7 protein-coding genes are annotated in these 12,989 nt (G+C 54.6%); 2 read left to right on the forward strand and 5 right to left on the reverse strand.

Going from position 1 to position 12,989, the window contains the following annotated elements; all coding sequences use genetic code 11:
* The first annotated feature begins 23 nt into the window (after positions 1–23).
* Both rpoB and rpoC read left to right on the forward strand, forming a co-directional pair.
* Positions 24–4,052 carry a DNA-directed RNA polymerase subunit beta gene (rpoB, locus tag V1572_RS03905; RefSeq protein WP_045909524.1) on the forward strand — a complete coding sequence of 1,343 codons (4,029 nt, stop codon included), beginning with the start codon at positions 24–26 and terminating at the stop codon, positions 4,050–4,052.
* Positions 4,053–4,128: 76 nt separating this feature from the next.
* Positions 4,129–8,352, forward strand: a complete 4,224-nt coding sequence (rpoC, locus tag V1572_RS03910; protein ID WP_045909523.1) for a DNA-directed RNA polymerase subunit beta' — start codon at positions 4,129–4,131, stop codon at positions 8,350–8,352.
* Between the two features lie 57 nt (positions 8,353–8,409).
* On the opposite strand, the gene V1572_RS03915 is transcribed toward rpoC, so the two are convergent.
* The 5 genes from V1572_RS03915 to thiG all read right to left on the reverse strand — a co-directional run bounded on the left by V1572_RS03915 (position 8,410) and on the right by thiG (position 12,988).
* Positions 8,410–8,727, reverse strand: coding sequence for a PTS lactose/cellobiose transporter subunit IIA (locus V1572_RS03915; protein WP_008503455.1), 318 nt, complete (start codon positions 8,725–8,727; stop codon positions 8,410–8,412).
* Complete coding sequence (locus tag V1572_RS03920; RefSeq protein WP_008503456.1) at positions 8,727–9,035, reverse strand: PTS sugar transporter subunit IIB; 309 nt, start codon at positions 9,033–9,035, stop codon at positions 8,727–8,729. The genes V1572_RS03915 and V1572_RS03920 overlap by 1 nt, the downstream gene beginning before the upstream one ends.
* Before the next feature lie 180 nt (positions 9,036–9,215).
* Positions 9,216–10,757 (reverse strand): sensor domain-containing diguanylate cyclase, encoded by a 1,542-nt coding sequence (locus tag V1572_RS03925; protein WP_048030764.1) that lies wholly within the window; start codon positions 10,755–10,757, stop codon positions 9,216–9,218.
* Between the two features lie 336 nt (positions 10,758–11,093).
* Complete coding sequence (gene thiH / locus V1572_RS03930) at positions 11,094–12,221, reverse strand: 2-iminoacetate synthase ThiH (RefSeq protein ID WP_395299718.1); 1,128 nt, start codon at positions 12,219–12,221, stop codon at positions 11,094–11,096.
* The gene (gene thiG, locus V1572_RS03935) at positions 12,218–12,988 is read right to left on the reverse strand and encodes a thiazole synthase (protein WP_048226928.1); all 771 of its coding nucleotides are present in this window, start codon (positions 12,986–12,988) and stop codon (positions 12,218–12,220) included. The genes thiH and thiG overlap by 4 nt, the downstream gene beginning before the upstream one ends.
* Position 12,989: the final 1 nt, after the last annotated feature.

Here is a 12,989-nt window from a genome sequence, read left to right on the forward strand (position 1 = left end):
TTGTCAGCGAGCTGAGGAACCCTATGGTTTACTCCTATACCGAGAAAAAACGTATTCGTAAGGATTTTGGTAAACGTCCACAAGTTCTGGACATTCCATATCTCCTTTCTATCCAGCTTGACTCGTTCCAGAAGTTTATCGAGCAAGATCCTGAAGGGCAGTACGGTCTGGAAGCAGCCTTCCGCTCCGTGTTCCCGATTCAGAGCTACAGCGGTAACTCCGAGCTGCAGTACGTCAGCTACCGCCTTGGCGAACCGGTGTTTGACGTTCAGGAATGTCAGATCCGTGGCGTGACCTATTCCGCACCGCTGCGCGTAAAACTGCGTCTGGTGATCTACGAGCGCGAAGCGCCGGAAGGCACCGTAAAAGACATTAAAGAACAAGAAGTCTACATGGGTGAAATTCCACTCATGACAGACAACGGTACTTTCGTTATCAACGGTACTGAGCGTGTTATCGTTTCCCAGCTGCATCGTAGCCCGGGCGTCTTCTTCGACAGCGATAAAGGTAAAACACACTCTTCCGGTAAAGTACTGTATAACGCACGCATCATTCCTTACCGTGGTTCCTGGCTGGACTTCGAGTTCGATCCAAAAGACAACCTGTTTGTCCGTATCGACCGTCGTCGTAAACTGCCTGCAACCATCATTCTGCGTGCACTGAACTATACCACTGAGCAGATCCTGGACCTGTTCTTTGAGAAAGTGATCTTTGAAATCCGCGACAACAAGCTGCAGATGGAGCTGGTGCCGGAACGTCTGCGTGGTGAGACCGCGTCGTTCGACATCGAAGCCGACGGCAAAGTGTATGTGGAAAAAGGTCGCCGTATCACCGCGCGCCACATCCGCCAGCTGGAAAAAGATGATATCAAACACATCGAAGTTCCGGTTGAATACATTGCAGGAAAAGTAGCCGCGAAAGATTACGTTGATGAATCAACTGGCGAGCTGATCTGCCCGGCGAACATGGAGCTGAGCCTGGATCTGCTGGCTAAGCTGAGTCAGGCTGGCCACAAACGTATCGAAACGCTGTTCACCAACGATCTGGACCACGGTCCGTACATCTCTGAGACGGTACGCGTCGACCCAACGACCGATCGTCTGAGTGCGCTGGTTGAAATCTACCGCATGATGCGTCCTGGTGAGCCACCAACTCGCGAAGCGGCGGAAAGCCTGTTCGAGAATCTGTTCTTCTCCGAAGACCGCTACGATCTGTCTGCGGTTGGTCGTATGAAGTTCAACCGTTCTCTGCTGCGCGACGAAATTGAAGGTTCCGGTATCCTGAGCAAAGACGACATCATCGAAGTGATGAAGAAGCTCATCGATATCCGTAACGGTAAAGGCGAAGTGGACGATATCGACCACCTCGGCAACCGTCGTATCCGTTCCGTCGGCGAAATGGCGGAAAACCAGTTCCGCGTTGGCCTGGTGCGTGTAGAGCGTGCGGTGAAAGAGCGTCTGTCTCTGGGCGATCTGGATACCCTGATGCCTCAGGATATGATCAACGCCAAGCCGATTTCTGCAGCAGTGAAAGAGTTCTTTGGTTCCAGCCAGCTGTCTCAGTTCATGGACCAGAACAACCCGCTGTCTGAGATTACGCACAAACGTCGTATCTCTGCACTCGGCCCAGGCGGTCTGACCCGTGAACGTGCAGGCTTTGAAGTTCGAGACGTACACCCGACGCACTACGGTCGCGTATGTCCAATCGAAACGCCTGAAGGTCCAAACATCGGTCTGATCAACTCCCTGTCCGTGTACGCACAGACGAACGAATACGGTTTCCTTGAGACGCCGTACCGTAAAGTGACTGACGGTGTTGTAACCGACGAAATTCACTACCTGTCTGCTATCGAAGAAGGCAACTACGTTATCGCTCAGGCGAACTCCAACCTGGATGACGAAGGCCACTTTGTAGAAGATCTGGTGACCTGCCGTAGCAAAGGCGAATCCAGCTTGTTCAGCCGCGACCAGGTTGACTACATGGACGTATCCACCCAGCAGGTGGTATCCGTCGGTGCGTCCCTGATCCCGTTCCTGGAACACGATGACGCCAACCGTGCATTGATGGGTGCGAACATGCAACGTCAGGCCGTTCCAACTCTGCGCGCTGATAAGCCGCTGGTTGGTACCGGTATGGAACGTGCTGTTGCCGTTGACTCCGGTGTTACTGCAGTTGCTAAGCGTGGCGGTACCGTTCAGTACGTCGACGCATCCCGTATCGTTATCAAAGTTAACGAAGACGAGATGTATCCGGGCGAAGCAGGTATCGACATTTATAACCTGACCAAATACACCCGTTCTAACCAGAACACCTGTATCAACCAGATGCCTTGCGTATCTCTGGGTGAGCCAGTTGAGCGCGGCGACGTGCTGGCAGACGGTCCGTCCACCGACCTCGGTGAACTGGCGCTCGGTCAGAACATGCGCGTAGCGTTCATGCCGTGGAACGGTTACAACTTCGAAGACTCCATCCTCGTCTCCGAGCGTGTGGTTCAGGAAGATCGTTTCACCACCATCCACATTCAGGAACTGGCATGTGTGTCCCGTGACACCAAGCTGGGGCCAGAAGAGATCACCGCTGACATCCCTAACGTGGGTGAAGCTGCGCTCTCCAAACTGGATGAATCAGGTATCGTTTACATCGGTGCGGAAGTGACCGGCGGCGACATTCTGGTAGGTAAGGTTACGCCTAAAGGTGAAACCCAGCTGACGCCAGAAGAGAAACTGCTGCGTGCCATCTTCGGTGAGAAAGCGTCTGACGTTAAAGACTCTTCTCTGCGCGTACCAAACGGTGTTTCCGGTACGGTTATCGACGTTCAGGTCTTCACTCGTGACGGCGTTGAGAAAGATAAGCGTGCGCTGGAAATCGAAGAGATGCAGCTCAAACAGGCTAAGAAAGACCTGTCTGAAGAACTGCAGATCCTCGAAGCGGGTCTGTTCAGCCGTATCTATGCGGTGCTGGTTGCCGGTGGCGTTGAAGCTGAGAAGCTCGACAAACTGCCACGCGATCGCTGGCTGGAACTGGGCCTGACCGACGAAGAGAAACAAAATCAGCTGGAACAGCTGGCTGAGCAGTATGACGAACTGAAACACGAGTTCGAGAAAAAACTCGAAGCGAAACGCCGCAAAATCACTCAGGGCGACGATCTGGCACCAGGCGTGCTGAAGATTGTTAAGGTGTATCTGGCTGTTAAACGTCAGATCCAGCCTGGTGATAAGATGGCAGGTCGTCACGGTAACAAGGGTGTTATCTCTAAGATCAACCCGATCGAAGATATGCCGCACGATGCTAACGGTACGCCGGTAGATATCGTACTGAACCCACTGGGCGTACCGTCTCGTATGAACATTGGTCAGATCCTGGAAACTCACCTGGGTATGGCTGCGAAAGGCATCGGCGACAAGATTAACGCCATGCTGAAACAGCAGCAGGAAGTCGCGAAACTGCGCGAATTCATCCAGCGTGCCTACGATCTGGGTACCGACGTGCGTCAGAAAGTCGACCTGAACACCTTCAGCGATGAAGAAGTGCTGCGTCTGGCAGAGAACCTGCGCAAAGGTATGCCAATTGCAACGCCGGTATTCGACGGTGCAAAAGAAGCTGAAATTAAAGAGCTGCTGCAACTGGGTGGTCTGCCAACGTCTGGTCAGATTACGCTGTTTGACGGCCGTACCGGTGAACAGTTCGAACGTCCGGTAACCGTAGGTTACATGTACATGCTGAAACTGAACCACCTGGTCGACGACAAGATGCACGCTCGTTCTACCGGTTCTTACAGCCTGGTTACTCAGCAGCCGCTGGGTGGTAAGGCACAGTTCGGTGGTCAGCGCTTCGGGGAGATGGAAGTGTGGGCGCTGGAAGCATACGGCGCGGCATACACCCTGCAGGAAATGCTCACCGTTAAGTCTGATGACGTGAACGGTCGTACCAAGATGTATAAAAACATCGTGGACGGCAACCATCAGATGGAACCGGGCATGCCAGAATCCTTCAACGTTCTGTTGAAAGAGATTCGTTCGCTGGGTATCAACATCGAACTGGAAGACGAGTAATTCTCGCTCAAACAGGTCACTGGTGCCGGGTTAATCCCCGGCACCGGATTGTGCTAACTCCGACGGGAGCAAATCCGTGAAAGATTTATTAAAGTTTCTGAAAGCGCAGACTAAAACCGAAGAGTTTGATGCGATCAAAATTGCTCTGGCTTCGCCAGACATGATCCGTTCATGGTCTTTCGGTGAAGTTAAAAAGCCGGAAACCATCAACTACCGTACGTTCAAACCTGAGCGTGACGGCCTTTTCTGTGCGCGTATTTTCGGGCCAGTAAAAGATTACGAGTGCCTGTGCGGTAAGTACAAGCGCCTGAAACACCGTGGTGTGATCTGTGAGAAGTGCGGCGTTGAAGTGACCCAGACCAAAGTACGCCGTGAGCGTATGGGCCACATCGAGCTGGCGTCTCCGACTGCTCACATCTGGTTCCTGAAATCCCTGCCGTCCCGTATCGGTCTGCTGCTGGATATGCCGCTGCGTGATATCGAACGTGTTCTGTACTTCGAATCTTATGTGGTTATCGAAGGCGGGATGACGAACCTGGAACGTCATCAGATCCTGACTGAAGAGCAGTATCTGGACGCGCTGGAAGAGTTCGGTGACGAATTCGACGCGAAGATGGGTGCGGAAGCTATTCAGGCCCTGCTGAAGAGCATGGATCTGGAGCAAGAGTGCGAGCAGCTGCGTGAAGAGCTGAACGAAACCAACTCCGAAACCAAGCGTAAAAAGCTGACCAAGCGTATCAAACTGCTGGAAGCGTTCGTTCAGTCTGGTAACAAGCCAGAGTGGATGATCCTGACCGTTCTGCCGGTTCTGCCGCCAGATCTGCGTCCACTGGTTCCGCTGGATGGTGGTCGTTTCGCAACGTCCGATCTGAACGATCTGTATCGTCGCGTGATCAACCGTAACAACCGTCTGAAACGTCTGCTGGATCTGGCTGCCCCGGACATCATCGTACGCAACGAAAAACGTATGCTGCAGGAAGCGGTAGATGCCCTGCTGGATAACGGTCGTCGTGGTCGTGCGATCACCGGTTCTAACAAACGTCCTCTGAAATCTTTGGCCGACATGATCAAAGGTAAACAGGGTCGTTTCCGTCAGAACCTGCTCGGTAAGCGTGTTGACTACTCCGGTCGTTCTGTAATCACCGTAGGTCCATACCTGCGTCTGCATCAGTGCGGTCTGCCGAAGAAAATGGCACTGGAGCTGTTCAAACCGTTCATCTACGGCAAGCTGGAACTGCGTGGCCTGGCCACCACCATCAAAGCCGCGAAGAAAATGGTTGAGCGTGAAGAAGCTGTCGTTTGGGATATCCTGGACGAAGTGATCCGCGAACACCCGGTACTGCTGAACCGTGCACCAACCCTGCACCGTCTGGGTATCCAGGCATTTGAGCCGGTCCTGATCGAAGGTAAAGCTATTCAGCTGCACCCGCTGGTTTGTGCGGCATATAACGCCGACTTCGATGGTGACCAGATGGCTGTTCACGTACCGCTGACGCTGGAAGCCCAGCTCGAAGCGCGTGCGCTGATGATGTCTACCAACAACATCCTGTCTCCAGCGAACGGTGAGCCAATCATTGTTCCTTCTCAGGACGTTGTACTGGGTCTGTACTACATGACCCGTGACTGTGTTAACGCCAAAGGCGAAGGCATGGTGCTGACTGGCCCGAAAGAAGCTGAGCGTATTTATCGCGCTGGCCTGGCCTCTCTGCATGCGCGCGTTAAAGTGCGTATCACCGAATACGAAAAAGATGCAAACGGCGAATTCGTTGCGAAAACCAGCCTGAAAGACACGACCGTTGGCCGTGCCATTCTGTGGATGATCGTACCGAAAGGTCTGCCTTTCTCCATCGTCAACCAGGCGCTGGGCAAGAAAGCGATCTCCAAAATGCTGAACACCTGTTACCGCATTCTGGGTCTGAAGCCGACCGTTATCTTCGCTGACCAGACAATGTACACCGGCTTTGCGTATGCAGCGCGTTCAGGTGCATCTGTTGGTATCGATGACATGGTCATCCCAGAGAAGAAACACGAGATCATCTCTGAAGCGGAAGCCGAAGTTGCTGAGATCCAGGAGCAGTTCCAGTCTGGTCTGGTTACCGCGGGCGAACGCTATAACAAAGTTATCGATATCTGGGCCGCGGCGAACGATCGTGTATCCAAAGCGATGATGGATAACCTGCAGACCGAAACCGTGATTAACCGTGACGGCGTAGAAGAACAGCAGGTTTCCTTCAACAGCATTTACATGATGGCCGACTCCGGTGCGCGTGGTTCTGCAGCACAGATTCGTCAGCTGGCAGGTATGCGTGGTCTGATGGCGAAGCCAGATGGCTCCATCATCGAAACGCCAATCACCGCGAACTTCCGTGAAGGTCTGAACGTACTCCAGTACTTCATCTCCACGCACGGTGCGCGTAAAGGTCTGGCGGATACCGCACTGAAAACAGCGAACTCCGGTTATCTGACGCGTCGTCTGGTTGACGTTGCGCAGGACCTGGTTGTGACCGAAGACGATTGTGGCACCCTCGAAGGTATCACCATGACCCCGGTTATCGAGGGTGGTGATGTTAAAGAGCCACTGCGCGATCGCGTTCTGGGTCGTGTAACCGCGGAAGACATTCTGAAGCCGGGTACGGCAGACATTCTGGTTCCACGCAACACGCTGCTGCACGAGCACTGGTGTGACCTGCTGGAAGCGAACTCTGTTGACTCCGTGAAAGTCCGTTCCGTTGTATCCTGTGACACCGACTTTGGTGTATGTGCACACTGCTACGGTCGTGACCTGGCGCGTGGCCACATCATCAACAAAGGTGAAGCCATCGGCGTTATCGCGGCACAGTCCATCGGTGAGCCGGGTACACAGCTGACGATGCGTACGTTCCACATCGGTGGTGCGGCATCTCGTGCGGCTGCTGAATCCAGCATCCAGGTGAAAAACAAAGGTAGCATCAAGCTCAGCAACGCGAAGTCGGTTGTGAACTCCAGCGGTAAACTGGTCATCACTTCCCGTAACACCGAGCTGAAGCTGATCGACGAATTCGGTCGTACCAAAGAGAGCTATAAAGTGCCTTACGGTGCGGTTATGGCGAAAGGTGATGGCGAGCAGGTTGCCGGCGGTGAAACCGTTGCAAACTGGGATCCACACACCATGCCGGTTATCACCGAAGTAAGTGGTTTCATCCGCTTCACTGACATGATTGACGGCCAGACCATTACTCGTCAGACCGACGAGCTGACCGGTCTGTCTTCTCTGGTGGTTCTGGATTCTGCTGAACGTACTACCGGTGGTAAAGATCTGCGTCCTGCACTGAAAATCGTTGATGCTCAGGGTAACGACGTTCTGATCCCAGGTACCGATATGCCTGCGCAGTACTTCCTGCCGGGTAAAGCGATTGTACAGCTGGAAGATGGCGTACAGATCAGCTCTGGTGACACCCTGGCGCGTATTCCTCAGGAATCCGGCGGTACCAAGGACATCACCGGTGGTCTGCCACGCGTTGCGGACCTGTTCGAAGCGCGTCGTCCGAAAGAGCCTGCAATCCTGGCTGAAATCAGCGGTATCATCTCCTTCGGTAAAGAGACCAAAGGTAAACGCCGTCTGGTTATCACACCAGTAGATGGCAGCGAACCGTACGAAGAGATGATTCCTAAGTGGCGTCAGCTCAACGTGTTCGAAGGTGAACGTGTAGAACGTGGTGACGTGGTTTCCGATGGTCCAGAAGCGCCGCACGACATTCTGCGTCTTCGTGGCGTACATGCGGTAACGCGTTACATCACCAACGAAGTACAGGACGTTTATCGTCTGCAGGGCGTTAAGATAAACGATAAGCACATTGAAGTTATCGTTCGTCAGATGCTGCGTAAAGCAACCATCGAAAACGCAGGCAGCTCCGAGTTCCTGGAAGGCGAGCAGGTTGAATACTCACGCGTCAAGATCGCTAACCGCGAACTGGAAGCGAACGGCAAAATCGGTGCGACCTTCTCGCGCGATCTGCTGGGTATCACCAAAGCGTCTCTGGCAACCGAGTCCTTCATCTCTGCAGCATCGTTCCAGGAAACGACTCGTGTCCTGACCGAAGCTGCTGTTGCAGGTAAACGTGATGAACTGCGCGGTCTGAAAGAGAACGTTATCGTGGGTCGTCTGATCCCGGCTGGTACCGGTTATGCGTACCATCAGGATCGTATGCGTCGTCGTGCTGCGGGCGAACTGCCAGCTGCACCGCAGGTGACTGCTGAAGATGCATCCGCGAGCCTGGCAGAACTGCTGAACGCAGGTCTGGGTGGTTCTGACAACGAGTAATCGTTGAGCCGCTAATAAAAAACCCGCCTCGGCGGGTTTTTTTACATCTGCATGTTTTCAATTCACTAACGGGATCCGGCGATAAAGCTCAATCATATCGCCTGCCAGGTCCTGAATGACCATGGCGTTCATCAGGTGATCCTGAGAGTGGACGGTGATCAGGTTAACCGGAAGTTTCCCGGTCCCCTCATCAAGACCAATAAGCTGCGTCTGTATGGTGTGCGCATGCTTCACATATTCACGCGACTCTTCCATCGCTTTTTCAGCTTCGTCAAACTCACCTTTACGCGCCATCTGCAACGCCGTCAGGGCCGCACTGCGCGCTGCACCTGCGTTAACAAGCAGTTCCATAATCGTGGTTTCTAAGTCTTCCATTATGACTCCAGAAGTTTGAGCGCTTTATCCAGTACGGCATCACCTTTCATCATGCCGTAATCCATCATGTCGATCACCGCGACCTTTTTACCTAACGGGTCGGCCTGTGCCTGTAATTTAGCCTGCTCGTATTTAACCTGTGGCCCCAGTAATACGATGTCGGCCGTCGCGATGTTGTCTTTAAACTCCGCAACCGGAACGGCTTTAATGGTGACTTCAACCCCTTTTTTCTGCGCGGCATCTTTCATACGTTGAACCAGCATGCTGGTTGACATTCCCGCTGCACAGCATAAAACGATGTTCTTCATAATCAGCCTCGATCTACATGTGTTTATTGATAATTATCCCGTGCAGACCGCTTCAACAACCGCTTTACCGCGATTGTGTGTCAGGCATCACAAAGAAACAGGCGATTTTCTGAAACCGGTTACAATTTTACACTGGCGGGTACCCGGCCCGTCGAAACGGGCAGGGTGAAGGAGAGAGGATTAGCTGATGGATGTGCGAATGATGCGGTTTTTTCCCTGCTGTTTGGCGCTGTAGAGGGCGTTATCAACGCTTCCGACGAATTGTTCCAGCGGCTCAAAATGCCACTCTCCAAGACCACCGCTGAACGTAACGCGCAGGTTTTCTTCCCGCCAGACGCGATTTTCAACGGCGGTACGCCACGCTTCCAGCAAGGAGAGCGCGGAAGACATCTGCTCCGCCTGGAAGATGACCGCGAACTCTTCTCCACCATAACGGTAAACCGAAACATGATGTGGCTGCATAATCTGGATCCCTTCCCGAGCCACGTTGCGCAGAACGATATCACCGGTCAGGTGACCCAGCGTGTCGTTAATTGACTTGAAGTTATCGATATCCACCAGCGCCATCGCGAAAGGCTGCTGGGTATTCAGCAGCTCTGCGACATCGCTGTCGAACGCGCGGCGGTTTTTACAGCCCGTCAGCGCATCGTGGGTGGCCTGGCGCACATACGCCATTTCGCGCTCTTTATTGGACTGAATCGTGTGGCTCAGCATCGCTTCCAGGCGCGGCGCCTCGCTGACATCGCCGGTTTTGATGGCATTGATAATGTGCATCAACACGCTACGCGAGGCGTGGCGGAGGTATAAGCCGAAGAGGATGATGATGATGGCCGCCAGCGCAAACCCCCAGCCAACGATTGTCGTTTCGTGGCGGGTAATATCGGTAAGCGTCGCACCGGATACCCGGTAGATGACAAACCAGTCCGGGTTGGTAAACGAATAGTAGTAATACCAGGCGTTGCTTTTCTTGTCGTAAAGATGACCTTCGCCGCTGGTCATTTTATCCATCAGCGCTTCGCTCACATACTGCTTGAAGAGCGCGCCGGTATCCGGATGCAGCACCACGGCACCATCGCGTTCGACGACGAAGAATTCCCCCTGAACGGGCGCCACCATCTGACGCAGGGTGAAGCCCATTGAGGTCAAATCGAGATGGAAAGCGAGCGTTCCCTTCAGCCTCCCTTCAGGCGATATCAAAGGCTTATAAAGCGTCACCGTCGGATGGCCGGTGAAGTAGTCCATGTAAGGACGGGTATAGTGGCTGAAGATGCTGGCTTCCGCCTGAGCGACAAACCACGGTCGCGTCCGGGGATCGAAGGTTTTACTCGTCTCCGTGGGGAGCACTTCCGGTGCGCGGAGATAATGCCCTTGCGTGTCCGCCAGCGAGATGGAGGAGACGGTCGGCATCAGGTTCTGCAGATGCATCATCATCTGCAGTCCCTGCGTCGGATTGACGTTGAGCGTCTCGTTTAGCCTGTCGTCGCGCGCAAAGTACATCGCGGAACGGCCCAGGATATAGTCGTTTTCACGCAGGATAGATTCGGTGTAGTTCACCGCCAGGTTATGCGTGAAGTTGCTATTGATCTTATGATAATCCTCAAGAAAATCCTTCCGTTGCGAAAGCGTCACCGCGATCGCGATCACCGCAAAACTGCAGAGGATCCCCGCGAAGCTGAGCATAATGGGCCGGGTAAAAGAGAGCTTTTTGCTGTGAAGTGCCATGAGCTGTACATCGTTCCTGATGGTGAATACTTTTCGTCTGCCGATATCCTCTCAGCATAGTCGCTGTCCTGCGGTTAGCGGTGAATTATACGGCACACGATTTCTGACGGGATGATTTATCTTAAGAACCATTAAGAAAATACTTATTAAACTGGCAGGGACCGTTTGTGTAATGCACCAGAGGCAGGGCGAAACGAGGAAGAAGCTTTTCGCCCTGGTCAGCATCCGTTGCTGACCGTGTGACAATAAAAAACCGGACGATCGCTGACAATCCTCCGGTTTTGCCTTTTCGTTGTGCCTCGATAATTTTTTAACGTGTTGCAGTGCGTTTCAACGTCACTGCGAGGCTCTTCCCAGCCAGCTGTCCCAGTCTTTCCAGACAGGCTGCAGACCCTGCGCTGTCAGGGCGGCAGCGACCGCTTCAGGACGTCGGCTATCATGCGGTACAAACTGTTCCAGCTCGGGACGATCGTCGGCGTAGCCGCCTGGCTGCGTTTTGGAAAATGCGCTGACGTTGTTAATCGCAAGCGGGATGACGCGATCGCGAAACGCCGGGGACTCGCGCGTTGAGAGCGATAATTCCACTTCCGGTGCGAGCAGGCGAAACGCGCAGATGGTCTGCACCAGCTGGCGTTCATCCATCAGAGAAGCCGGCTCAATTCCTCCCGCGCAGGGACGCAGGCGCGGGAAGGAGATGGAATAACGGCTCTGCCAGTAGCGCTGTTGAAGCCACAGCAGATGTTCCGCCACCATGTAACAATCCACCCGCCAGCTGTCGGAGAGCCCGATCAGCGCACCCAGACCGATTTTGTCGATGCCGGCGCGACCCAGCCTGTCCGGCGTTTCCAGGCGGAAAAAGAAATCCTGTTTCTTGCCTTTCAGGTGGTGCCGGGCGTACGTCGCCTCGTGGTAGGTTTCCTGATAGACCATAACGCCGTCCAGCCCGAGCGTTTTGAGCTCCGCGTACTCCTCCTGCGACAGAGGCTGCACTTCCATCTGCAACGACGCAAACTGACGACGAATGGCAGGAAGATGCCGACGGAAATAGTCCATTCCCACTTTCCCCTGATGTTCGCCCGTAACCAGCAGAAGATGTTCAAAGCCCATTTCACGGATGGCTGCACACTCACGGGCAATCTCACCCTCATCAAGGGTTTTTCGCCTGATGCGGTTGCTCATGGAGAAGCCGCAGTAGGTGCAGTCATTGGCGCACAGGTTGGAGAGATAGAGCGGTACGTAGAAGCTCACCGTGTTGCCAAAACGCTGGCGGGTGAGCCGCTGCGCTCGCTGAGCCATCGGTTCGAGGTACGCGCTGGCCGCCGGGGAGAGCAGGGCCATCAGATCCTCGCGGGTCAGCTGACGGGCATGCAGCGCGCGCTCCACGTCAGCCGCCGTTTTGCTGTTGATGCGCAGGGCAATGTCGTCCCAGCTAAGCTGTCGCCAGCGCTCGGTAAACGTGCTCATGAGATCGCCTCCAGAAAACCGGTCAGCGGGCTGGTGGCCTGCGCCTGGAAACTGCGCGAGCCGGGACCTGATCCCCTTGCCAGCAGGCCGGCCTCCACGGCCAGGCGGAATGCCCGCGCCATCATGACCGGATCGTCGGCAACCGCGATAGCCGTATTGACCAGCACCGCGTCAGCCCCCATTTCCAGCGCCTGCGCGGCATGGCTGGGCACGCCAATGCCCGCATCAACCACCACCGGCACGGTAGCCTGCTCAATAATGATTTCCAGCATCGCGCGGGTCTCCAGCCCCTGGTTGGAGCCAATGGGGGCCCCCAGCGGCATGACGGCGGCGCAGCCGACCTCTTCGAGACGTTTGCACAGCACCGGGTCGGCCCCGCAGTAAGGCAGGACGGTAAACCCTTGCTGAACCAGCTTTTCAGCCGCTTTCAGCGTTTCAATCGGGTCGGGCAGCAGCCAGCGGGCATCCGGATGGATTTCCAGCTTCAGCCAGCGGGTGCCGAGCGCTTCACGCGCCAGCTGTGCGGCGAAAATTGCCTCTTCGGCGGTTTTCGCTCCGGAGGTGTTGGGCAGCAGCGTCACGCCTGCTTCCAGCAACGGAGCAAGAATGGCATCGCTGTGATGGCGCAGATCCACGCGCTTGAGCGCCAGCGTCACCAGCTGGCTGCCGCTTTCACGAATGGCATCCACCATCAGCTGCGGCGAGGCGAATTTTCCGGTTCCGGTAAACAGATGCGAATCAAAAACCTTATCGGCAATACGTAACATC

The sequence above is a fragment of the Enterobacter quasiroggenkampii genome, assembly GCF_043972695.1.
GTDB classification, from domain to species: domain Bacteria; phylum Pseudomonadota; class Gammaproteobacteria; order Enterobacterales; family Enterobacteriaceae; genus Enterobacter; species Enterobacter quasiroggenkampii.

Bases quoted from the DNA above. Each gene is read 5' to 3' on its own strand.
- rpoB (WP_045909524.1), top strand. From the start codon at position 24: ATGGTTTACTCCTATACCGAGAAAAAACGTATTCGTAAGGATTTTGGT.
- V1572_RS03915 (WP_008503455.1), bottom strand. From the start codon at position 8,727: ATGGAAGACTTAGAAACCACGATTATGGAACTGCTTGTTAACGCAGGT.
- V1572_RS03920 (WP_008503456.1), bottom strand. From the start codon at position 9,035: ATGAAGAACATCGTTTTATGCTGTGCAGCGGGAATGTCAACCAGCATG.
- V1572_RS03925 (WP_048030764.1), bottom strand. From the start codon at position 10,757: ATGGCACTTCACAGCAAAAAGCTCTCTTTTACCCGGCCCATTATGCTC.
- thiH (WP_395299718.1), bottom strand. From the start codon at position 12,221: ATGAGCACGTTTACCGAGCGCTGGCGACAGCTTAGCTGGGACGACATT.
- thiG (WP_048226928.1), bottom strand. From the start codon at position 12,988: ATGTTACGTATTGCCGATAAGGTTTTTGATTCGCATCTGTTTACCGGA.